Genomic DNA, 22500 nt, shown 5'->3' on the forward strand with positions numbered 1-22500 from the left:
GTGGGTCGGGTTGTCGGCCGACCCGGCTCCTCGATGTCGCAAGCAACACGCGATCCACGCTCCTGTCCACAGGTCGCGAGGCCCCGTGATTGGCCGCTATTCACGGTGGGGCACGCGGTCGGGCATGAGACGAACCGACCTCGAAGGCCTGCCCTTCCTCCCCACCGGCTTCCCGCTCCCCCTCGACGCTCCATTCACCAGGGCCACCGCGCACCGTGAGGGCGGCCTCACTCCCCACCAGCTGGCCTGGTTGGTGGAGCAAGGGTTCCTGCGCCGCCTCCTCCGCAATGTGTACGTCGCCACCCCGGTCGCCGACAGCCTCGACCTGCGCTGCGCGGCCCTGCGCCTCGTCGTACCGCAGGATGCGGTCGTGTGCGACCGTCATGCCGGCTGGTTGCATGGCGCAGAGATGGTGCTCGCTCCCAACGAGCACCTCAACCTCGCACCGATCCGCGTCTTCCTGCCCGCACCGGGCCGCCGCCTGCGCAACGTCCTGGCTGACAGCGGTGAGCGGACCTTCGCCCGTGACGACGTCGTGGAGCTGAACGGACTTCGTGTCACCTCGCCGTTGCGTACGACGTGGGACCTCGGCCGCCAGCGGTACGCCGAACCGTCGCTGGCCGCGATGGACCAGATGCTCCGGCTGGGCTTGTTCTCCGCGGCCGAGCTCGCGGCCGGCGTACCGCGCTTCAAGGGGATGCGCTGGGTGACCGTCCTGCGCACGATGGTCGCCTACGTCGACGGCCGCGCCGAGTCGCCGCCGGAGTCGATCCTCCGGCTCCGCTGGATCCAGGCGCACCTGCCGACGCCCGTCCCCCAGCTCGAGGTGTTCGACGCCGTGGGAACCTTCCTCGCCAGGCTGGATCTCGGGAACGAGGCGCTGGCGTTCGCTGCCGAGTACGACGGCGACGAGTGGCACTCGAGTCCCGACCAGCTGCGGCACGACCGGGAGCGTCGCGCGCTGGTGGAGGCCGAGACCCCGTTCCGGATCGCCGCCGTGCGCAAGGAGAACCTCTTCGGGCCGCGTGCGGATGTCGAGGCCGTTCTTCGTCGCGGAGTCGCGGAGGCCCGGCGCGGTCGTGGCCCGCTCTGACGAGAAGCCACCTTCTGCCGGGTCGACGCGATCTGCGCACCACCTTCTGCCGGGTCGACGGACTGCAGGAGCCACTTCGCGCCGGGTCAGCGGGACTGAGCAGCCGCCCGCCCGGCGCGCCGGCCGAAGAACGTGCCGTCCCCGAGCGAGGTGCCGGAGATGTATCCCTGCCCGTGCATGCCGGAGCTGGCCCGGCCGGCGGCGTACAGCCCGGGGATCGGGGCACCCCCGAGCGACAGGACCGACCCGTCCACCGTCGTGTGCAGCCCGCCGAGGGTGAAGCCGGCGAACCCGGTGGCGCCGGGGGCGGCGCGGTGGGTGGGGTTGTGGAAGCCGATCCGCGGGTCGATCGCGGCGAACGGACCCGTCAGGACCCGCGTCCAGCGCGGGCTCTTGTGGAACACGGGATCCCCGCCATCGGCGGCGCCGGCGTTGTAGCCCGCGAGGGTGTGCGCGAGCGCCCCCCGCGGCATGCCGAGGTCGGCCTCCAGCTCCTCGATCGTCTCGGCGGCGTACGACGGCACCGTCCCCCACAGGTCGGCCTCGCCGACCTCCTCGAGCGCCTGCGCGTCGACGACCACCCAACAGGGTCCCGGCTCGTGCAGTGCGGCGTGGCTGTACAGCCCCGGGTAGACGTCCTCGTTGATGAACCGCTCGCCGCGGGCGTTGACCAGCATCCCGCGGCACGCCAGCGCCGGCAGGGCGGTGTAGGCGACCTCGACCACCGACATGCGGCGTACGGCGGCCCCGACGGCCTGCGCCATCACGATGCCGCTGCCGTCGTCTCCCCCGTCGCTGACCACACCGTGGCCGAGCAGGTCGGGTGCGTGCGCGGCGAGCATCTCCGGGTTGTCGGCGAAGCCGCCGGTGGTGACGACGACGCCGCGGCGGGCGCGGTAGGTGACGTCCTCACCGAACCGCCGGGCCCGTACGCCGACCACGCGCCCGGACTCCACCACCAGTGACACCGCCCGGGTGTCCGTCGCGGTCACCACGCCGGCCGACGCGCAAGCGGCGACCAACCGGTCCATCACCAGCCAGCCGCCGAAGCCGCCGGTGGCGGGGCGGTGCCCGCGCGGGACAGGGCGGGCCAGCTCGTCGTACGGCCAGGCGTTCTCGCCCAGCCACATCAGCCCGTCAGTGGTGGGCGGCATCCACGACGGCGCGTCGTAGAGCGACTTCTCGAACTCGATCCCCAGCCCGCGGAACCAGTCGAAGTGCTCGACGCTGCCGTCACAGTAGAGCCGCAGCTTCTCCTCGTCGGGGTGCGGACCGAGCGCGGCCCGCAGGAAGGCGAGCATGTTGGCGGCGTCGTCCTCGAACCCCAACGCCTCCTGTACGGCGGTCCCGCCGCCGAGGTACAGCTCGCCGCCGGACTGCGCCGACGACCCGCCCGCACCGCTGGCACGCTCGAGGACCACGACGGACGCGCCGGCGGCCCGGGCCTCGAGGGCCGCGGCGCCACCGGCGCACCCGAAGCCGACGACCACCACATCGGTGAGGACGTCGACCTCGGTGCAGCCCGGAACAGACTCGCTCACGCCGGCGGGAGGAAGGCGGCGAGCGGCTCGGAGCCGGACCAGTCGTGGCCCCAGTAGCTGTCGGCGGTGATCTCCTCGGCGGTGTAGAACGCCTCGTCGACGAGCATGCCCTCGCAGCCGTACTCCAGGTCCCAGCCGCCGGGCGCGCGCACGTAGAACGACACCATCTTGTCGTTGGTGTGCCGGCCCAGCGTCGAGGACAGCGAGAAGCCGGCCCGGTTGACCTTGTCGAGCGCGCGGCCGACGGCGTCGAGACTGTCGACCTCCATCATGAGGTGCACCAGACCGGGCGCCTCGCCGTGCGGCGCGGGGCAGACGGCGAGGCTGTGGTGACGCGGGTTGACGCCCATGAACCGCACCCGGCGCGGCGGCAGCGCCGTACCCATCCGGATCGCGCCGCGCGGCAGGAAGCCCAGCACCTCGGTGTAGAACGCGACCGTCTCCTCGGCGGCCGTCGTCGGCAGGACGACGTGGCCCATCCCCTGGTCGCCGGTGACGAACGACTGGCCGTGGCCGGTCAGGACCGGGGCGTGGTCGAGCACCGGGCCGAAGAACACCTCGACCGGCGTGCCGGCGGGGTCGTCGAAGCGGATCGCCGCCTCGACCCGCCGCTCGTCGCACTCCTCCTGGCTGAGCTCCTTGAAGGGCACGCCCGCGGCCTCGACCGCGGCGGCGACCTCGGCGAGGCCGAACTGGTCGCGCACCTCCCAGCCGACGGCGACCACGCGGTCGACAGCGCCGGGCAGCACGACCAGCCGCGCGAATCGCTCGTCCATGCGCAGGTACAGGCCGTCGTCGACCGGCCCGGTGGTCTCCTGCATCGCCAGGCAGTCCACCGTCAGCTCGCGCCAGCGGGGCAGGTCCTGGCTCTGCACGATCAGGTAGCCGAGGCCACGGATCGCGGTCATGTTGTTCTCCTCAGTCGGTCGGGGGTCGGGGCGGGGATCAGATCATCGAGAGCATCGGTCCGGGCGGCGGCGTCACGTCCATCGCGGTCAGCGACTGCACGTGGAACACCGAGCCGGGCACGTGGATGGCGTGCGCGAGGCCCATGTGCCCGTCGCGCCAGAACCGCTGGATCGGGTTGTCCATCCGCATCCCGTTGCCACCCGAGCGGGCGACGACCTCGTCCATGGCCCGGACCGCGCGCCACGCCGCGGACACCTGGGTACGACGCGACTCGGCGCGCTCGGCGAAGGACACCTCCTCGCCCCGCACCGCCTTGTCGTGGAAGCGGCGGGCGTTGTCGAGCATGCTCACCCGCGAGGCCTGGATCTCCGCCGCGGCCTGGCTGATCGCGAAGAGGACGTAGGGATCGTCCTTCACCTTGGTACCGGTGATCTGGACGCGCGTGCGCTGGTAGGCCAGGTGCGCGGCGAGCGCGCCCTCGGCGATGCCGATGACGGCGGAGGTGATGCCGAGCGGGAAGGCCGTGGTGAACGGGATGTGGTACGTCGGGTTGGTCAGTCCGGCCTCGCGCGGCTGGCTGCCGTCGGTGAACCGGGAGAACTCGACGACGCGGTAGTCGGGGATGAAGGCGTCCTTGACGATGATGTCCTTGGAGCCGGTGCCGCGCAGGCCGACGACGTCCCAGGAGTCCTCGACGATCGTGTAGTCCGAGCGCGGCAGGATCACGTGGTGCACCCGCGGCGGCATGATCGCCTCGCCGTTCTCGTCGCCGAGGTAGGCGCCGAGGAAGATCCAGTCGCAGTGGTCGGTGCCAGACGAGAACTGCCAGCGGCCGTTGAAGACGTAGCCGCCGTCGACGGGGCGGATGACACCCATCGGTGCGTACGGCGACGCGATCCAGGTGTCGTGGTCCTCGCCCCACACCTCCTCCTGCACGCGCGGGTCGCACATCGCCATCTCCCACGGGTGCACGCCGACGATGCCGGCGACCCAGCCGGTGGAGCCGTCCAGGCTCGCCAGCCGCATCACGGCCTCGGCGAAGTCGGCAGGGTGCGCCTCGGCGCCGCCGTACTTCGCGGGCTGCAGCATCCGGATCACTCCGGTCTCGCGCAGCAGCTCGGCCGCGCGGTCGTCGAGCCGGCCCAGCTTCTCGTTGCTGGGGCCCAGCGCGGCGATCTCCTCGGCGCGGGCCTCGATCCTCTCGAGCACCTCACTCATCACGAACTCACTTCCTCAGCGTGGGTCTGCACGGTGGCACCCGGCGCGGCTGCGGCGGGCGGGGTCTTCCGGTCATCGGAAAGACCGGCGGCGTGGCGCGCGGCCAGGTAGCCGAAGACGATCGAAGGGCCGATGGTGGCGCCCGGGCCGGCGTAGTCGTTGCCCATCACCGACGCGGCGCAGTTGCCGGTCGCGTAGAGCCCGGCCACGACCGAGCCGTCCTCGCGCAGCACCTGCGCGCGGTCGTCGGTGACCAGGCCGCCCTTGGTGCCGAGGTCGCCGAGCTCGATGCGTACGGCGTAGTACGGCGCCCGGTCGATGACGTCCAGGTTGGGGTTGGCCAGCGTCGGGTCGCCGTAGTAGCGGTCGTGGGCGCTCTCGCCGCGGCCGAACTCCTCGTCCTTCCCAGCGCGGACGAAGCCGTTGAACCGCTCGACTGTGGCCGAGAGCGTGTCCGTCGGCACGCCGATCGCGGCCGCCAGCTCGGCCACGGTGTCGGCGCGGTGCACGATCCCCTGGTCGTAGAACCCTTGCGGGAAGGGGGCTCCCGGCAGGATCTGCGCGAACGGGTAGCGCGAGCGGGCCCGCGAGTCCATCACCAGCCAGGCCCTCTCGTTGCCGCTGGCGAGCTGGTCGTGGACGAAGTTGACGTACGGCGAGGCCTCGTTCGTGAACCTCCTGCCGTCGACGCCGACGATCACCTGGCCCGGAATCGCTCGCTCGGAGACGAGCGGGATGGTCGCGCCGGCAGGGTGCGTGACCGAGGGCATCCACCAGGCGTCGTCCATCAGGTCGACCGCGCCGCCGACCGCCTGCCCGGCGGTGATGGCGTCGCCGGTGTTCTCGACGGCACCGAGGCTGTGGTCGGGGCGGGCACCGGCGGGGAGGTAGCGCTCGCGCATCGCCGGGTTGTGGTCGAAGCCGCCGGCCGCGAGCAGGACGCCCTTCCTGCCGTGGATCCGGACCTCCGCGCCGCCGCGGGTCGCGACGATGCCCGTGACGCGGTCCCCCGTCGGTCCCGGCTCGACGACCAGCGAGGTCATCGAGGTCTCCAGCCACAGCGGGATGCCGGCGTCCTTGAGCGCCATCCGCATCCGCGCGACCAGCGCGCGGCCCCCGGTCGCCATGTGGCGGCGGCGTACGGCGTTCGAGCCTACCCGCCAGGCCGCGCGCAGCGAGGCGCGGCGGCCCTGCCAGGTCCGCTTGACCATGGCCAGGTCGTGGTAGTCCTTCGCGGTCACCCAGAGCCCGAGCGGCCCCTTCATGTTGTTGGGGCGCTGGTAGGCCTCGTCCTCCCCCAGCTTGCGGGTGTCGAACGGCTTGGCCTCGATCGAACGGCCCGCGGGCCGGCCGCCGGACAGCTCGGGGTGGTAGTCGGCGTACCCCTTGGTCCAGGCGAACCTCACCCACTTCGACCGCTCGAGGAGGGCCATCGCGGCCGGGCCATGGTCGACGTACGCCGCCAGCCGGGTCGCGGGGACCGTGCCACCGGTGATGGTGGTGAGGTACTCCAGCACCGACGTGCGGGAGTCGTCGTGGCCGGCCCTGCGCAGGGTCGGGTTGTTGGGCACCCAGATGCCGCCGCCGGAGATGCCGGTGCTGCCGCCGAACTTCGCGCCCTTCTCGATCACGACGACGGACAGGCCGGCGTCGACGGCTGCCAGCGCGGCGGTCATGCCGCCACCGCCGCTGCCGACGACGACGAGGTCGAACTCGTCGGTCCAGGTCGCGCTCATGCGGCGTGCTCCTCGTCCGGCTCGGTGAGGAAGGCGAGCACGGTCCGCTCCCAGGCGCGCTTCTGCTCGATCATCGCCCAGTGGCCGCAGTTGGCGAACACGTGCACCTCGACGTCGGGGATGGTCCGCATCGGGATGAGCATCATGTCGAGCGGGCTGACCCGGTCGTCGCGGCCCCAGGTGAGCAGGGTGCGGGCCCTGATCTGATCGAACTGCGCCCAGCCGGGCGTCGCCTGTGCCGAGCTGCCGGCGCCGGCGAAGGCGGCGGTGATCGCGGCCCGGCCGTACATCCGGCGCGCGACCTCGAGGGTGTCCGGCTCGGTGGCCAGCGCCCAGCGCTGCTCGATCAGCTCCTCGGTGACCATGGACTGGTCGAAGACCATCGAGCGCAGCCAGGACACCAGGTTCTCGCGGGTCGGGTTCTCGACGAACTCGACGAGCAGGTTGATCCCCTCGCCCGGGGCGGGGCTGAAGATGTTGCGACCGACGCCGCCGACGGTGACCAGTCGTCGTACCCGGTCGGGCTGGCTGATCGCGAGCCTGGTCGCGACCCCGCCGCCCATCGAGTTGCCGATGACGTCGACCCGGTCGAGGCCGAGGCCGTCGAGGAAGCGCTGCACGGCGGGCAGCGCGGCCATCATCGGGTGCTGGTCGGTGGTGTCGCTGACGCCGAAGCCCGGCAGCTCCAGCACCAGGCACCGGAAGTGCGGCGCGAAGGCCGGGAGGTTGTCGCCGAAGTTGCGCCACCCGGTGACGCCCGGGCCCGACCCGTGCAGCATGAGCAGCGGCGGGCCGTCGCCGGCCTCGTGGTAGCGCAGCACGCCGGCGTCCGTGGCCAGCTCGCGTCGCGTGGAATCGTGGGTCAGGTCGGTCACGCTCCGCACGCTAGGTGGCCGTGCGCGAACGGGCTCGCGTGCTTTCCGGTGACTGGAAAGCCCAGTCCCGACGGGCGATTCCGCGCTGTCGTGCGTCACTCAGCGGGATGTCTCCGAACACGTCGCGGGGCCGTCGTTAGCGTCGTCGACATGAGCACCGCTATCGAGCCGTCCCCGCTGGAGATGCGGGCCGCGATGGGCAACTTCGCGACCGGCGTCACGATCGTGACCGGCCTGGACGACGGCGAGCCGGTCGGCTTCGCCTGCCAATCCTTCGCCTCGGTGTCGCTCGACCCGCCACTCGTCCTGTTCTGCGCCGACCACAGCGGCCGCGCCTGGCCGCGGATCCGGCGCTCGGGGCAGTTCACCGTGAACGTCCTCGGCGAGGACCAGGCCGACCTGTGCCAGCGGTTCGGCTCGAGCCGCGGGCGCAAGTTCGAGGACCTCGCCTGGGAGCAATCCCCCGAGGGCACCCCGAGCCTGTCCGGCACCCTGATGCGGGTGCACGCGAAGGTCGAGGACGTGCACGTCGCCGGTGACCACGACGTCGTCATCGGCCGGGTCACCCGGCTCGAGACGCCGCACCGCGCCACCCCGATGCTGTTCTTCCGCGGCAGGTTCGGCGTCGAGGACCAGCACGAGCAGATCGCTCCGGACCTGTGGGGCTGGGGCGACCACTGGGGCTGACCCGGCTCGAAGTAGCTCCTCAAGCCCGCCGACCCGGCAGAAAGTGTCTCGCCGCACGAGACACTTTCTGCCGGGTCGGCGGGATTTGGGAGCCCTTTCGAGCCGGGTCGGCTAGGACCAGGCGCCGGAGGCTGCGTCGGCGACGAGCCGCTCCATGGTCGCGGCCGACCACGTGGGCTGGGCGGGCGCGGGCGTGGCGGCGCGCGAGGGGCGGACGGGCGCCGGAGCGGGCTCGGGCTGCGGGAACAGGTCGGCGGCGGTCTGCCGGGCGGCGCGCAGCACGAGGGGTGCGACCCGCTCGACGGGCGCGCGCAGGTCGCCGACGAGGGAGACCGCGCCGACCGCGCCCTCGGGGCTGCGGATGGCGGCGGCGACGCAGGCGATGTCGGGGTGTGCCTCGCCGCGCTCGTACGCGACGCCGTGGCGACCGCGGATCCGGTGCAGCTCCTGGTGGAGCAGGACGAGGTCGGTGATGGTGGACCGGGTCAGCCGGGCCGGGCGGGCCTCGACGATCTCGTCGACGCGCTCGGCCGGCAGCCAGGCGAGGATCGCCTTGCCGAGCGCGGTCGCGTGGGCCGCGGCGTGGCCACCGACCCGCGACGGCACGCGTACGGCGAACCGGCCGCCGATCTTGTCGAGGTAGCGCACGTCGGGCCCGTCGAGCACGGCGAGGTGGGCGACCAGGCCGGTGCGGACCTGCAGCTCGTGGAGGTACGGCGCCGCCGCCTCGCGCAGCTCGGTGTCGGCCCGGCCGCCACCGCCCAGGCCGAGTGAGCGCGGCCCGAGGGAGAAGCCGAACGAGGTGTGGGCCAGCCACTCCAGGCGGACCAGCTGGTCGAGGATCCGGTGGGCGGTCGAGCGCGGGAGGTGCGTGGCCCGCGAGACCTGCTCGAGGGTGAGCCGCGCGGCCGGCGACTCGAACGCGTCCAGGATCAGCGACATCCGCTCGACCATGGACGGCGGCAGGTCGCGACCCGCAGCAGTGGTGGCACCCTCGGGGACCGACTCGACGACCTGAGCGCTCATGACTGCTCCCCTCGATCAAAACTGAAATACATTCTAGTTTCTGCTGGTCCGAAGATAGCAAGAGGAGACGGACACCACAAGACCCTCCCGGCCGGCGCGTCGTCCACGCCGCGCCCCACTCACCGGGAGTGGGCGACCCGGTGCCGCGGGAGCAACTGCTTGACTCCGGCCGTCCCCACCGGAAGGAAGCACCGTGCAGCTCGGCATCGTCAGCCCGATCGTGACCGCCAATCCCGGCGCCCACGCGCCTTGGGAGGAGAAGGCCGGCATCGCCGAGCTGGTGCGGGTCGCGCAGGCCGCCGACCGGCTCGGCTTCCACCACCTGACCTGCAGCGAGCACGTCGCCGTACCCACCGAGGCCGCCGACCAGCGCGGCGGCACCTACTGGGACCCGCTGGCGACCTTCGGCCACCTCGCCGCCGTCACCGAGCGGGTGCGGCTGATGACCCAGGTGCTGGTCATCGGCTACCACCACCCGCTGGCGATCGCGAAGCGGTACGGCACCCTCGACCTGGTCAGCGGCGGCCGGCTGATGCTCGGCATCGGTGTCGGCTCGCTCGAGGAGGAGTTCGCCCTCCTCGGCGCCCCGTTCGCGGGCCGCGGCGAGCGCGCCGACGACGCACTGCGTGCACTGCGCGTGAGCCTGGGGCGGCGCGAGCCGTCGTACCACGGCAGTCACTACGACTTCGACGGTCTCGTCGTCGAGCCGCATGCCGTCCAGGAGCGGGTCCCGCTCCTCATCGGCGGGCGTACGGCGCGCAGCCTGCGCCGCGCGGTCGAGCTCGGCGACGGCTGGGTGCCCTTCGGCCTCGGCCTCGACGAGCTGCGCACCCTGCTGGCCGCACGCGACCTCCCCGCCGGCTTCGAGGTGATCCTGTCCCCCGGCCGGATGGTCGACCCGATCGGCGACCCCAGCGGTACGACGACCCGCCTGGCCCGCGTCCGCGCCGCCGGCGCCACCCTGGTCACCACGGCGGTTGAGGCCACGTCCGCCGACCACTACTGCGACCAGCTCGAGGCGCTGGCCGTCCTCGCGAAGGAGATCTCATGACCGACGACCGCCTGGCCGCGCTCGAGCGCCGGCTCCAGCGCCTGGAGGACGAGCGCGAGATCGTGCAGCTCCTCACGACCTACGGACCGCTGGTCGACTCCGGCTGCGCGGACGAGGTCGCCGCGATCTGGACCGAGGACGGCGTCTACGACAACGACGTCATCGTGATGACCGGCCGCGACGAGATCCGCGCGATGGTGCGCTCGGCGTCCCACCAGGGCTTCATCGCCGGCGGCTGCGCACACTTCAACGGACCGGTCTCGGTGCAGGTCGACGGCGACACGGCGATCGCGGTCACGCACTCGCTGATGGTGTTGCACGAGGACGGCGCGTTCCGGGTCAACCGCGCGACCGCCAACCACTGGCAGCTGCGGCGCACCGACGAGGGCTGGCGCGCGACCGTGCGCACCGGCCGGCTCCTGGACGGAGCCGAGCTGGCGCACGGCCTGCTGCGCACGGGCGCCCTGGGTCAGCTGCCGCCGACCGGCTGACCCGCCAGCGCCTCGCGGGCGAGGTACGTCGCGCCGGCCACCGCAGCGGGCATCACCAGGATGCCGCCGAACGGCACGAGGAAGCAGGCCTGCACGCAGACCCCGAAGCCGAGCATCGCCCCGCGATGGTCGCGCATCAGCGCCGCGCGGGCGGCGCGGTCCATGCCGCGCGCTTCGAGCGGGCGCGAGACGAGCTCGCCGGCGAGCAGCCGGCCGGCGACGACCAGGCCGAGCACGGCGCCGACGACGGTGCCGATGACGGGCAGCAGCCCGATCAGGAAGACCACGATCGCGGTGCCGATGCCGAGCGCCACGAGGACGAGTCCGTCGATCGCACCGCGGATCCAGCCGACCCCCCGGTCCGGCACGTCGCCGCCGAGCGAGAGCTCGACCTCCTTCCAGATCTTCTCGTAGAAGGGGTCACCGACCGCGAGCGTGAGCCCGGTGAAGGTGACGATCGCCAGCATCACGGCGCCGACCAGCACCACCAGATAGAGCGCACCGCGGAACACTCCGCGCACCGCGTCGCCCCAGTCGTCGGCGAACGGCGTCGCCCAGCCGACCACGTCGTCGGCGTACAACACGAGCACGACGAGCAGCGTGAACACCAGCGCCGCCACGATCAGCGCCGGCACGATGCCGAGCAGCATCAGCGAGGGGCGCTCCCGCCACAGCCGGAGCCCACGCAGGAGGTACCCGGCGCCGCGCCCGAAGCCCATGCCAGGAACCCGGTCAGAACAGGGCGGAGGCCAGCGCCTGGCGGCCCTTGAGCACCCGCGGGTCGTCGTTGCCGACCGCCCCGAAGAGCCCGACGAGGTGCTCGCGGGCCAGGTCGCGCTCCTTGCCCGACGTACGACGAACCAGCTCGACGAGCCGCGCGAAGGCGTCCTCGACATGGCCACCGAGCATGTCCATGTCCGCGACCATGGTCTGCGCGTCGACGTCGTCGGGGTTGGCGGCGGCCGCGGCGCGGGCCGCGTTGAGGTCGACGCCCTGGGTGCGCTGCAGCACCTTGGCCATCGCCAGTCCGGCCGCGGCCTCGTGGTCGGCCGGGTTGGCGTCGACGAGCTTCTGGTACTCCGCCACGGCGGCGTCGATGTCGCCCGCCTCGAGCGCGTCCTGCGCCGGCACGTAGCGCGGGTCGATCGCGGGCTCCTCACCCTCGGCGACCTCGCCACCGGCCGCGCCGAAGGCATTGGGCTGGTGGCGCCCGGAGATGCCCTGCGCGGTGAGCTGCTGGGCGAGCTGGTTGAACAGGGCGCGGATGTCGTCGATCGGCGCGGCCCCGGGGATCGGCTGCGTCGCCGGGCGCCCGTCGAGCAGCACCAGCATCAGCGGGACCTGCGGGACCTGCATCGCCTGCGCGATCTGCGGCACCACGTCCACGTCGATCGTCGCCGCGAGGAACCGGCCGTCGTACTCGTCGGCCACGGTCGCCACGTCGAGCGCGAGCTGCGCGCTCTCCGGAGACTGCGACGGCGAGGAGAAGACCAGCACCACCGGCGCGGTCATCGACGCCTCGAGCACCGCCTGGAAGTTGGTCTCGTCCACGGCAACGGAGTACGCCGACGTCGAGCCTCCGGCGCCGCCTCCACCCGTGGGCGCGCCGGCGGCACCGCCGGCACCGGCACCGGCCGGCGGGGTGCGCTTCAGCGCGGACAGGTCGATCGCACCGGGACGGGAGAACGGCTGCTGCGTCATGGACGCAATCCTACGGACGGCGTTGCGGGGCGAGTGAGCGTGGTCCGTGTGTGCCGCACCCCCTACGAATTGGTCGCCTTCCGGGCCGATCCGCGACCAAACCGTAGGGGGTGCCCGCGCTCAGCCGGTTGGGTCAGTTCGGGACGCGGGGTCCCCGCAGTCCCGCCCGCTGGACCACGCGCTGGATGGCGAGGTCGCGGTCGTCGGGGCGGCCGACGTACCGGATGTCGCGCAGGCCCTGCTCCTGGGCCGCCGACTCGAAGCAGAAGTGGCCGAAGCCGAGCAGCCGTCCGTGCAGCGGCTTCTGCACCGAGATGTCGAGGATCCGGCTCAGCGGCATCGTGGCCAGGCTCTGGGAGAGCACCCCGTGGACCCGGAAGACGCGCATGTTGGTGATCACGAACCGGTCGCGGACCACGCCGAGCGCCACCCAGCCGGCGCGGACCAGCAGCACCGCCGCGACCACGATGAGGACCCAGGCGACGTGGACGTTCACGAACCAGCTGCCGACCAGCAGCACCAGCGCCACCCCGGTCTCCACGGCGGGGCGGACGTAGGCGAACCAGTGGTGGGTCACCTCGTCGACGACGACCTCGCCCTCCTCACGCAGCAGGTGCTTGCCGATCCTCGGGTCACCCAACCGGCGGACGACGCCGGAGACGAAGGTCAGGGCCATCGGTCGTGCCGCGGGTCAGTCCATCGCGCCGACGAAGTCGATGACCCCGTTGAACGCCTGGGTCGTCAGGTCCCACCCGCCGCTGGCCGCGGACTTCGAGGTGTCCGCGAGGCCGGAGGGGTCGGTGAACATCCAGAACCCGAGGAACACGATCACCACGAGCGCGATCAGCTTCTTGGTGTCCATGTGCGGGCTTCTCCATCCGTGTGCAGGTGCGCCCCCGAGGGCACAGATCCCCACATTGGTACCAAAGGCACCACGGGTCCCACGGGAGGCGCGCGGAGGTCAGCCGCAGGAGACCCCGGCCAGCCCGTTCTCCTCGCTCGCCTGCGGCACCGTGCCGCTGCGCAGCCAGTTGTGGAAGAAGCCGTCCAGGTCGGTGTCGCCCGAGACGCTCTCGGCGAGCGCCTGGAACTGCTCGACCGTGGCGTTCCCGTCGTGGTGGGCGGCGACCCACTCCTTGAGCAGGGCATCGAACTTCGGCGCCGTGATCCGGTTGCGGAGCGCCGCCAGCACCATCGCACCGCGGTCGTAGACAGCCTCGTCGAAGATGTGGTCCGCACCGGGGTTGGCGATGTCGAGGCGCCAGAAGTCGGAGTTCGGGCTGGTGCAGTTGCGGTCATACATCTTGTCGAGGTACGCCGGCACCGACGGCCCGCCGGTCGCGGCGGCGTACGCGGCCTCCATGTAGGTCGCGAAGCCCTCGTTGAGCCAGATGTCGCGCCAGCGCTGCACGGCGACGCTGTCGCCGAACCACTGGTGGGCCAGCTCGTGGACGATGACGCCCGGGTAGATCCAGCTGCCGTACGTCGGCCGCGACTGGTTCTCCAGCGCGAAGCCGACGTCGAGGCCGGTGACCAGGCCGCCGGTGGTGGCGAACGGGTAGGGGCCGAGCTGGGTCTGCAGCCAGTCGGTGATCGCGCCGGTGCGGCCCAGGACGCCCCGGACGTAGGAGCGCAGCTTCGGCTCGAGGCCGCGCGAGACCGCGTTGTAGTAGGGGATGCCGGCGGCGGTCGTGCCCTGGTCGACGACATAGCGACCGGCGGCGAAGAAGGCGAGGTAGGTCGCCATCGGGTCGCTCATCCGCCAGTGCGTGGTGGCCTTGCCGTGCTTGACCGTGCGGCCGATCCGCACGCCGTTGCCGACGACCTTCTTGCCCTTGGGCACGGTGACCCGGACGTCGAAGGTCGCCTTGTCGCTGGGGTGGTCGTTGGACGGGAACCACCACGGCGCCATGTGCGGCTGGTTCATCGCGACCACCTCGTTGCGGCTGGCGAGCCAGTTGCGTTCGCCGGCGTAGCGGTAGGAACCGGGCTTGCCGGCGTACCGCACGACGACGCGGAAGGTCGCTCCCGCGGCGATCGGCGTCAACGGCTTGACCCGCAGCTCGTGCTTGCCCACCTTGCGGAAGCGGGCCTTGCGTCCGTCGACCTTCACCGCCGTGGTCGGCAGCAGCAGGTCGAGGGAGAAGCTGCGCAGGTCGGCGGTCGCGGTCATCGTGATCGCGGTGCGACCGCGCAGCCGGCCCGTCCCGAAGTCGTAGCGCACCCGGACGTCGTAGTGCTGGGCGTCGGTGCCGCCATTGCCGTCGAGCGGCCAGTACGGGTCGGTGCCCTGTGCGGATCCGTTGCCGTAGTCGCTCGCCTCGACGCCGGGGAGGGCGGAGGCAGGCGCCGAGCCGGCCAGGCCTGGCAGGCAGAGGACGAGGGCGAGCAGGAGTCCCAGCGGGGCAGCGAGTCGGCGCACGCGGTCAATCTACGCCAGCCGGCCCGCCAGCCGGCCCGCCAGTCGGCCCGCCAGCCGGGGTGCCGCGATCACGGTGCCGAGCAGGGCGTTCACCTCGGCGTCGTCGGGGTCGGAGGCCGCGAGCCAGGCGATCACCCGGCCGGACGCGTCGATGCTGGAGCCGGCGACGGCCCTGGCCTCGATCTCCTCGGTGCCGCCGCGGGCGCGCCCGGACTCGGTGACGACGAAGCCCGGCTCCAGGTTGAAGGCGCGGATCCCGGCCTCGCGGAACTCCGCGTTCACCGCACCGGCGATCCGGCCGAACGCCGCCTTCGCGGCGGCGTAGGCCAGACCCCACCCGCCTTCCCCCGGCGGGGCCGGCGGGTCGAGGGTGGCCGATCCCGAGCACATGTTGGCGATGACGCCGCCGCCCGCGTCGACCATCGCCGGCAGCAGGGCCTGGACGAGCGCCACCTGGTGCACGAGGTTCGCGTCCAGGCTCTCGCGGAGGGCGCCGAGGTCCAGCTCCAGGAAGCGGGCGTGCGGCACGTGGTGCACGGCGTTGCTGACCAGCACGTGCGGCGCACCCCAGGTCTCGAGGAGCTGGCCGGCGACCCTCGCCGGCGCCGCGGCGTCGGTGAGGTCCATCCGCAGCGGCAATGCCCGCACTCCCCTGGCCTCGATCTCCGCCGCGGTCGTGGCGAGGCTCCCGGCGACCTGATGGCTCACGCCGACCTCACGAGACGTCCGGGCCGCGACCGTGCCCTCGCCCTCGTGTGCGGTGCGGGCGGTGAAGGCGACGTCGTACCCGACCTCGGCCAGGGCCAGGGCCGTGGCCCGTCCGATGCCCCGGCTGGCACCGGTGACCAGCGCCGTCTCGCGTCCCGTCTCGCGTCCCGTCGTGGCCATGTCCGCACCGTAGGCGCGATCGGCCCGCGCCACCCCGGTCGTTCCCTGTCACCGGGAGTGCGGCAGCGGTAAATCGGTTGCGCACCGGCCCGAGGGACCGGCAGGGTGGGGCCGTTCGTCCGCGCTGCCCGCGGACCCTGTCGAGAGGAGCGTGACATGTCGATCGTTGTCGTCGGCCTGCCCTCAGTCCGCACCCTCTCGACCCCGAGGAATCACCTTGTTCCAGGAGAACCCCTCCACCCCTGATGTCACCGACATCGACCCGCGCTTCGTCTTCGACTTCGAGGCGTACGACGACCTGGGCCCCGGCCAGCGCTGGTCCACCTGGCTCGACGTCGAGCCGCTGTCCCGCGGTCCCGAGCCGCGTCCCGACTGGATCGTCACGTCCCAGGGCGCAGTCGACACCGACCTCGGCATCCTGAAGACCGGCAAGGAGGCCGACGTCTTCCTGCTCGAGCGCTCCGACCCGCACGACCCGGCGCAGAGCGTCGTGATGGCGGCCAAGCGGTACCGCTCGACCGACCACCGCACCTTCCACCGCTCGGCGGCCTACACCGAGGGCCGCAGCATGAAGCGTTCGCGCGACGAGCGGGCGATCAAGCGCAAGAGCACGTTCGGCCGCGAGGTCGCCGCAGGCGAGTGGGCGATCTCGGAGTGGTCGGCACTCAACCGCTGCTGGTCGCTCGGGCTGCCGGTCCCCTACCCGGTGCAGATCGACGGCACCGAGATCCTGATGGAGTGGATCCGCGTGGAGGGACCCGACGGCACCGACAGCGCTCCGCGGCTGGCGCAGACCCGGCCCGAGCCGGCGCTGCTGGCGTCGTACTTCGACCAGCTGCGCGAGGCCATGACGACGCTCGTGCAGTCGGGCCTGGTGCACGGCGACCTGTCGCCGTACAACATCCTGGCGGCCGGTGAGCGGCTCGTGATCATCGACCTGCCCCAGCTGGTCGACCTGGTCGGCAACGTCCAGGGCTTCGACTTCCTGCTGCGCGACTGCACCAACGTGTGCACGTGGTTCCAGCGCCGTGGGCTCGACGTCGACCCGCAGGACCTGTTCGGTGAGCTGATGGCGCAGGCGTTCTAGGTCGTGTCTCCCAAGTCAGCGCCGTCGCGAGCGGCGTTTCCGGCCGATCTGGCAAGGCGGCGGAGCGACGGCGTGCCGGATGGCACGTCGAGCGACGCCAACGCAGCCAGATCGAGTCGGAAACGCCGCGTAGCAGGCGGGGACTTGGGAGACACGGCCTAGCCGCGCCAGGCGGCGTCGAGGATCGCCTCGAGGTCGGCCCGGGTCGGCGCGACCGGGTTGCTGTACGGCGCCGCGAGGACCTCGTCCGCGACCCGGGCGAGGTCCTCCTGCGCGACCCCCAGCGCCCGCAGTCCGTCGGGCACCCCCACCGCGCCGGCCAGCGCGCGCAGCGCGCCGGGGACGTCGTCGGTGTCGAGCGCGCGACGCAGCACGGCATCGGCCTCCGGAGCGGCGGGCAGGTTGTACGCCGCGACGTGCGACAGGACGATCGCGTGCGTCTCGGCGTGCGGGAGGTCCAGCATGCCGCCGAGGACGTGGCACAGCTTGTGGTGCAGGCCCATCGTGGTCGCGCCGAGGCAGGCGCCGCACAGCCAGGCACCCTCGAGGGCCAGGCTCCGTGCGGGAGCATCCGCGCCGTCGGCGACCACCACGGGGAGCGCAGCCGCCAGGTCGCGCACCCCGCGCTCGGCCATCGCGCTGACCACCGGCGTGCCGTCGGGAGCGTAGAGCGCCTCGACGGCGTGCGCGATCGCGTTCAGCCCGCTCGGCCCGGACACGGCGGCCGGCAGCGCGTGGGTGAGGTCGGGGTCGTAGAGCACCGCGCTCGGCAGCACGACGGGGTCGCGGCCGGTCGTCTTCCGGCCGTCCTCGGTCAGGCCCCAGACCGGCGTCATCTCCGAGCCGGCGTACGTCGTCGGCACGGCCAGCGACGGCAGGCCTAGCCGCAGCGACAGCGCCTTGGCCAGGCCGATCGTCGAGCCGCCGCCGATCGCGAGGCAGCCGTCGGCGCCGACCTCGGCGACCACCGACTCCGCGGCAGCGACCGTCGCCGCCGGCACGTGCATCCGGGCACCGTCGAAGGTCCCCGCGGCCCGCTCCCCCAGCAGGTCGGTGACCCGCGCGGCGAGCGCACCCTGCCGGGGCGTGGAGAGCACGAGCACCCGGCGCAGGCCGAGCCGGTCGACCTCCTCGGCGACCTGGTCGACGGCTCCGGAGCCGAAGACCACCCGCATCGGCAGGGACTCGTGGACGAACCCGGTCACGCTGTCTCCTCACGTCGCTCGCCAGCCAGCTGCACCTCGAAGTGTGCCCGACGGAAGGGCGCGCGCACGCCGTACCTCTCCGCCTCGTCGGGGTCATCGACCACCGCGAACTCGCGGACCAGGCTCTGCTTGACCGCGAAGACCGCGTCGCTGTCGAGGTACGGGCTGTCGGCGACGAACAGGTGCGTGGTCAGAGGTTCGAAGCCGGCGGCGTCGACGATCAGGTGCACGTGCGCCGGCCGGTACGGGTGCCGTTCGCTGGCCTCCAGCAGCCCGCCGACCGGGCCGTCGGTCGGGATCGGGTAGTGCGAGGGCACCACCGTGCGGAACCAGAACGCACCGTCGGCGTCGGCCGTGAACATCCCGCGCCCGTTGCCCGCCGGCTGTACGTCGGGCCGCTGGACGTCGTAGAAGCCGTCCTCGTCGCACTGCCACACGTCCACGCTCGCCCCGGGGACCGGCCGGCCGTCGAGGTCGACGACCATCCCCGTCACCACGGCGGGCCGCTCGAGACCGACCTCGCTGATCGAGTCACCGAGCGCACGACGCGGTGACGCGGTCATGTGGAACGGGCCGAGCACGGTGCTCTCCGTGCCGTGGTCGCCACCGTTGAGCGTCTCGACGAGCATCGAGACCCCGAGCACGTCGGACAGGAGGACGAACTCCTGCCGGGTGTCGTCGCACGTTTGCCCGACCGCGGTGAGGAAGTCGATCGCCTGCTCCCACTCGGCCAGGGTCGGCCGCACCTCGCCCACCAGCGCGTGGACGTGCCGGGTGACCGCGTCGAGCACGGCGCGGGTCCGCGGGTCCGGCGTCGCGGCGAAGCTCGCCCGGACCTCGTCCAGCAGAGTGGCGCGCGGCGGGGCGAGATGGTCGGCGAACCAGTCCGCGACGACCGCGTTGCGCTCCTCGCCGTGCCGGTAGACCGTGTGGTCGCCGTCCTCCCACTCTCGCAGCGTCGCCTCGCCGAGCGCCGCGTCCAGGAAGGGCTGCTGCTCCTCGCGCGAGACGATCGGGTCCTGGCCGCCGTGCACGACGAGCACCGCACCCGTGATCCGGTCCCTGGCCTGTAGCGCGATCCGGTCGAAGTTGGCCCGGACCTCGGCCTCCCCGGCGCCGCCGAGCATCGCCGCGGCCTGCTCGTCGAAGGTCCGGAAGCCCAGCAGCCGCGGGCGGGCGGGCGCGCCGTTGACGCAGACCGCGGAGATCCGTGGGTCGCTCGCGGCCGCCGTACCGGCGAACAGGCCGCCCATGCTGTTGCCCCAGATCCCGACGCTGCCACCGAGCGAGGGGTCGGCGAGGACGTGGTCCACGAAGGTGGAGTACGCCGCGCGCACGTCCACGTCGAGCAGCACGCCGCCACGCATCCGGGTCTCCCCCTGCCCCGGCCCCTCGACCAGGAAGGCGGCCACGCCCCGGGCCAGCAGGGCGTCGGCGGCGCGCAGGTAGGTCGCCCCCCAGCCGCTCTGCCCGCCGAGCACGATGACCGTTCCCCGCACCGGCCCGACCGGGCGGACCAGCCAGCCGAAGAGCCGGCCGTCGCCGAAGGGCAGGGTCACCTGCTCCCAGGCCGGGTCGGCGAGCGCGCCGGCCCTGGCGACGGTCGCGGTGAACCGTGCGTAGAGCGCGACGCGGTGCGGGCTGTCGTCGTTCCACGCCATCTGCGCGAACAGCAACGCCGCGGCCGACCAGCGGAAGGCCTCGCGGGCGGTCACGACCTGCCCGGCGGCCAGCGCCTTCTCGGCCTGGGCCGCGCGGTCGCCGGCGATCGCGACGAGTGCCTCGTCCCACGGCGTGCCCGCATCGGTCGCGTCCCGCAGCCGTCGTACGTCCGCGGCGGCCAGGCCGCCGTCGATCATGCGCTCCGGCGACATGGACCGCCACAGCACGTCGGCCGGCGGTGTCACGGGGGTCACGCGACGGTCCAGTCGAGCCGCTCGCGGAGCTGGGCGAAGGCGGCCGGCAGGTCGGCCCGGGCACCGGCCCAGAACAGGTGGTGGTCGGGGCGGCCGAGGAACGCCTCGACGCCGTGCTCGGCGAACCATGTGGCGTAGGTGCCGTCTACGTCGGCGACCGTGTCGAGAGATGCGGTCACGACGCCGAGCTTGTCGAGGAACGCGAGGTCCGTCGCGTCGAGCGACACAGCGGTCGTCGTGACCAGGTTGAAGCCCCGGCCGATGACGTCGTCGAACAGCCCCGTGACGTCGCCGCGGCGCACGACGCCCTGGGGCGTCAAGGTTCCGGCGAGCGGGCTGACCGCACCTGCCCCGTCGTGGTGGACGACACCGGCCACCAGGGTCGGGAACGGCGGCGGAGGCGGCACGTTGCCCGTGCGGAACGCCTCGTCGCGGGCAGCCGCCTCGGCCGGGTCGTGGGTGTTGGCGACCTTGCCGAGCGCGGTCGAGATCTCGGTGATCGCGGTGGCGTGCGGCCGGCGCTCGGCCTCGTAGGTGTCGAGCAGCGACTCGTCCGCAAGGCCGCGCAGGACCAGGTCCAGCTTCCAGGCCAGGGTGATGCCGTCGCGCATGCCCGAGCAGGCGCCCTGGCCCATGTACGGCGGCGTCGTGTGCGCCGCGTCGCCGGCGAGCAGCACCCGGCCCTCGCGCCAGCGCTCGGCGATCCGGCCCTGGAAGGTGTAGACGACCTGCCGCAGGATCTTCACGTCCTCGGGGCCGAGGCCGTGTGTCTCGGCGAGCCACTGCCAGGCGAAGGCCGGGTCCTCATAGGCCGCCTGGTCCTCCCCGGGCAGCACCGCGAGCTCGAAGCGCTGCCGGCTGCGGCCGATCGGCATGAACATGTGCCCGCGCTCGGGGTCGCAGAACTGCGTCGTGCGCGTGAACCGCTCGGGCAGCACGCGCAGCTGCTCGGTATCGACGTTGAGCCAGCGGTCGTCGACGCCGTTGTCACTGCGCTCGATCCCGAGTGTGGCGCGAACGAAGCTGTTGGCGCCGTCCGCCCCGACGACGTACGACGCCGTGACGGTCCGCTCCTCGTCGGCGTGCGACCACTGGCCGGTGCGCGACTGGCTCCACGGCCGCGCGGTCACCTCGACGCCACCGTCGTGCTGGCGCAGGTTGACGACCGACCAGCCCTGGTTGACCTCGACGCCGGCCGCGCGGGCGCCGGCATCGACGGCATCCTCGATGTCGGGCTGGTACATCGAGATGTGCGCGGGGTGTCCGGCCGACGTACCTCTCCAGTCGAGCTCGACCAGCAGCTCGCCCGCACCGCTGAAGTAGCGGTAGTAGTCGAGCGGCCGCGCGTCGCGCAGCGCGTGGTCGAGGTCGCCGACCGACGCGATCACCCGCGCCGTCTCGCCGTCGATGTGGGTCAGGCGCGGCAGGCCGTAGAGGCCGGGCCAGCGCTCGAAGACGACCACGCGGTGGCCGGCCTTCCCGAGGGCAGAGGCCAGCACCAGGCCGGCCGGTCCGTATCCGACGATCGCGACGTCGTACTCGTTGCTCATGACGGCGACGCTAGGTTCGCGACGCCGTCGCGACGATCCGCTTCGCGTCAGGGTGATCCGGTGAGCGACAGGAGTGTGCGGACGGTCACTGTGGGGCGGCGCGCAGGGTCGTCGAGGGGCTCTCGCCGTAACGCTCGAGGTAGGCGCCCGCGAACCGCGGGACGTGCGTGAAGCCCCACCGCAGCGCCACGTCCGCGACCGTCAGCCCGCTTCTCGGTACGGCGGCCCGCAGGTCCGCGTGGACCCGGGCGAGCCGCACCTGCTGGAGGTACTGGCGCGGCGTGACGCCCACGTGGTCGCGGAAGTGGCGCTGCAGCGAGCGAGCGCTGACGCCCGCCTCCTCGGCCAGCCGCTCGACCGAGAGCTCCTCCTCGGGGTGCGCCTCGATCAGGTCGACCACGCGCTTGACCGGGGTCGGCCGGTGCGCGCCGTGGCGCCGCTCGGCGAGCTGGTCGCTGTAGTTGTGGGGCTGGGCGAGCAGCAGCCCGGTCATCAGGAACCCGGCGAACGGGTTGGCCTCGTCGACGGTCCCGGCCAGCCCCAGCGGTTCGTCGAGGTCCTCGACCAACAGTCGCACGGCTCGCGCCCACGACGCCGCGGCCGGCGCGCGCAGGTCCATCGCCATCCCGAACCGGATCGGCGCGACCACGGTCCGGCCGAGCAGCTGCTCGAGGTGCCTCTCCAGCGCGTACCGCTCGAACCGCACGTGCAGCTGTCGGTAGTCGTCGCTCAGCCTCATCCGGGCCTGCATCCGCGGCGAGATGATCCCGGCCGTGACGTCGTCGACGACGACCTCGTCGTCGCCGCACGTGATCAGGTTGCGCCCGCCCCACGACAGGTTCACGTCGTAGTAGTCGACCTGCTCGGTCAGGGTCGCGCCGAGCTCGGCGCCGCGGTGCTCGCCGTACACGAGGGACAGCGAGCCGAGCGGCGCCACCGCGACCGAGGCGCGCTCGACGCGTCCGGCGTGGTCGAGCGGTGCGAGCCGGTGGGGCGTGAGCGCCCGCGACACCGAGGCGCGGAACTCGTCGAGGTCGTCGGCGTCGACCACCGAGAACCGCTCGAGCACCGGGCGGGTCGTCATCTCGCCATGGTAGGGCGGGC

21 protein-coding genes are annotated in these 22500 nt (G+C 72.7%); 5 read left to right on the forward strand and 16 right to left on the reverse strand.

What is annotated here, in order from left to right; all coding sequences use genetic code 11:
* The first annotated feature begins 124 nt into the window (after positions 1-124).
* Positions 125-1093, forward strand: a complete 969-nt coding sequence (locus FBY23_RS18910) for a hypothetical protein (protein WP_141799557.1) — start codon at positions 125-127, stop codon at positions 1091-1093.
* 86 nt (positions 1094-1179) lie between these two features.
* Here FBY23_RS18910 and FBY23_RS18915 read toward each other — a convergent pair whose 3' ends face one another.
* The 5 genes from FBY23_RS18915 to FBY23_RS18935 are packed head-to-tail and all read right to left on the reverse strand — an operon-like array spanning position 1180 to position 7372.
* On the reverse strand, positions 1180-2634 hold the full coding sequence (locus tag FBY23_RS18915) for an FAD-dependent oxidoreductase (RefSeq protein ID WP_141799558.1): 1455 nt from the start codon (positions 2632-2634) through the stop codon (positions 1180-1182).
* A complete protein-coding gene (locus FBY23_RS18920; RefSeq protein WP_141799559.1) occupies positions 2631-3542 on the reverse strand; it encodes a VOC family protein in 912 nt (303 codons plus the stop codon). The genes FBY23_RS18915 and FBY23_RS18920 overlap by 4 nt, the downstream gene beginning before the upstream one ends.
* Positions 3543-3579: 37 nt before the next feature.
* Positions 3580-4761: an acyl-CoA dehydrogenase family protein gene (locus tag FBY23_RS18925; RefSeq protein WP_141799560.1), complete on the reverse strand. Its 1182-nt coding sequence runs from the start codon at positions 4759-4761 to the stop codon at positions 3580-3582.
* Entirely contained in the window at positions 4761-6497 is a 1737-nt protein-coding gene (locus tag FBY23_RS18930; RefSeq protein WP_141799561.1) for an FAD-binding protein, read from the reverse strand. Before FBY23_RS18930 ends, FBY23_RS18925 begins: the two co-directional genes overlap by 1 nt.
* Positions 6494-7372 (reverse strand): alpha/beta fold hydrolase, encoded by an 879-nt coding sequence (locus FBY23_RS18935; protein ID WP_141799562.1) that lies wholly within the window; start codon positions 7370-7372, stop codon positions 6494-6496. The genes FBY23_RS18930 and FBY23_RS18935 overlap by 4 nt, the downstream gene beginning before the upstream one ends.
* A 150-nt stretch (positions 7373-7522) precedes the next feature.
* Here FBY23_RS18935 and FBY23_RS18940 point away from each other — a divergent pair, with 150 nt between their 5' ends.
* Complete coding sequence (locus FBY23_RS18940) at positions 7523-8059, forward strand: flavin reductase family protein (RefSeq protein ID WP_222117875.1); 537 nt, start codon at positions 7523-7525, stop codon at positions 8057-8059.
* Between the two features lie 111 nt (positions 8060-8170).
* On the opposite strand, the gene FBY23_RS18945 is transcribed toward FBY23_RS18940, so the two are convergent.
* Positions 8171-9085, reverse strand: coding sequence for an IclR family transcriptional regulator (locus FBY23_RS18945; RefSeq protein ID WP_222117876.1), 915 nt, complete (start codon positions 9083-9085; stop codon positions 8171-8173).
* A gap of 193 nt (positions 9086-9278) precedes the next feature.
* Between FBY23_RS18945 and FBY23_RS18950 the strand changes: the two genes are divergently transcribed.
* Together FBY23_RS18950 and FBY23_RS18955 are read left to right on the forward strand one after the other, a co-directional pair.
* Positions 9279-10136, forward strand: a complete 858-nt coding sequence (locus tag FBY23_RS18950) for an LLM class F420-dependent oxidoreductase (protein WP_141799563.1) — start codon at positions 9279-9281, stop codon at positions 10134-10136.
* Complete coding sequence (locus FBY23_RS18955; protein ID WP_141799564.1) at positions 10133-10627, forward strand: nuclear transport factor 2 family protein; 495 nt, start codon at positions 10133-10135, stop codon at positions 10625-10627. Before FBY23_RS18950 ends, FBY23_RS18955 begins: the two co-directional genes overlap by 4 nt.
* On the opposite strand, the gene FBY23_RS18960 is transcribed toward FBY23_RS18955, so the two are convergent.
* The 6 genes from FBY23_RS18960 to FBY23_RS18980 form a co-directional block, all read right to left on the reverse strand.
* The gene (locus tag FBY23_RS18960) at positions 10606-11346 is read right to left on the reverse strand and encodes an EI24 domain-containing protein (protein ID WP_141799565.1); all 741 of its coding nucleotides are present in this window, start codon (positions 11344-11346) and stop codon (positions 10606-10608) included. The genes FBY23_RS18955 and FBY23_RS18960 overlap by 22 nt on opposite strands.
* 13 nt (positions 11347-11359) lie before the next feature.
* On the reverse strand, positions 11360-12328 hold the full coding sequence (locus tag FBY23_RS18965; protein WP_141799566.1) for a co-chaperone YbbN: 969 nt from the start codon (positions 12326-12328) through the stop codon (positions 11360-11362).
* A gap of 133 nt (positions 12329-12461) precedes the next feature.
* On the reverse strand, positions 12462-13004 hold the full coding sequence (locus FBY23_RS18970; RefSeq protein ID WP_141799567.1) for a PH domain-containing protein: 543 nt from the start codon (positions 13002-13004) through the stop codon (positions 12462-12464).
* 15 nt (positions 13005-13019) lie between these two features.
* Complete coding sequence (locus tag FBY23_RS26030) at positions 13020-13190, reverse strand: hypothetical protein (protein ID WP_160158290.1); 171 nt, start codon at positions 13188-13190, stop codon at positions 13020-13022.
* A gap of 99 nt (positions 13191-13289) precedes the next feature.
* Positions 13290-14750 carry a M1 family metallopeptidase gene (locus FBY23_RS18975; RefSeq protein WP_141799568.1) on the reverse strand — a complete coding sequence of 487 codons (1461 nt, stop codon included), beginning with the start codon at positions 14748-14750 and terminating at the stop codon, positions 13290-13292.
* A gap of 9 nt (positions 14751-14759) precedes the next feature.
* Positions 14760-15638 (reverse strand): SDR family oxidoreductase, encoded by an 879-nt coding sequence (locus FBY23_RS18980; protein ID WP_141799569.1) that lies wholly within the window; start codon positions 15636-15638, stop codon positions 14760-14762.
* A gap of 217 nt (positions 15639-15855) precedes the next feature.
* Between FBY23_RS18980 and FBY23_RS18985 the strand changes: the two genes are divergently transcribed.
* Complete coding sequence (locus FBY23_RS18985) at positions 15856-16725, forward strand: serine protein kinase RIO (protein WP_141799570.1); 870 nt, start codon at positions 15856-15858, stop codon at positions 16723-16725.
* A gap of 158 nt (positions 16726-16883) precedes the next feature.
* On the opposite strand, the gene FBY23_RS18990 is transcribed toward FBY23_RS18985, so the two are convergent.
* From FBY23_RS18990 to FBY23_RS19005, 4 genes are all read right to left on the reverse strand, one after another.
* Complete coding sequence (locus FBY23_RS18990; protein ID WP_222117877.1) at positions 16884-17930, reverse strand: maleylacetate reductase; 1047 nt, start codon at positions 17928-17930, stop codon at positions 16884-16886.
* Positions 17927-19846 (reverse strand): dioxygenase, encoded by a 1920-nt coding sequence (locus tag FBY23_RS26480; RefSeq protein ID WP_222117878.1) that lies wholly within the window; start codon positions 19844-19846, stop codon positions 17927-17929. Before FBY23_RS26480 ends, FBY23_RS18990 begins: the two co-directional genes overlap by 4 nt.
* Entirely contained in the window at positions 19843-21396 is a 1554-nt protein-coding gene (locus FBY23_RS19000) for a bifunctional 3-(3-hydroxy-phenyl)propionate/3-hydroxycinnamic acid hydroxylase (protein WP_141799571.1), read from the reverse strand. The genes FBY23_RS26480 and FBY23_RS19000 overlap by 4 nt, the downstream gene beginning before the upstream one ends.
* Positions 21397-21481: 85 nt before the next feature.
* On the reverse strand, positions 21482-22480 hold the full coding sequence (locus FBY23_RS19005) for an AraC family transcriptional regulator (RefSeq protein ID WP_141799572.1): 999 nt from the start codon (positions 22478-22480) through the stop codon (positions 21482-21484).
* Between the last annotated feature and the right edge of the window lie 20 nt (positions 22481-22500).

The organism is Nocardioides sp. SLBN-35 (genome assembly GCF_006715725.1).
Classification (GTDB): domain Bacteria; phylum Actinomycetota; class Actinomycetes; order Propionibacteriales; family Nocardioidaceae; genus Nocardioides.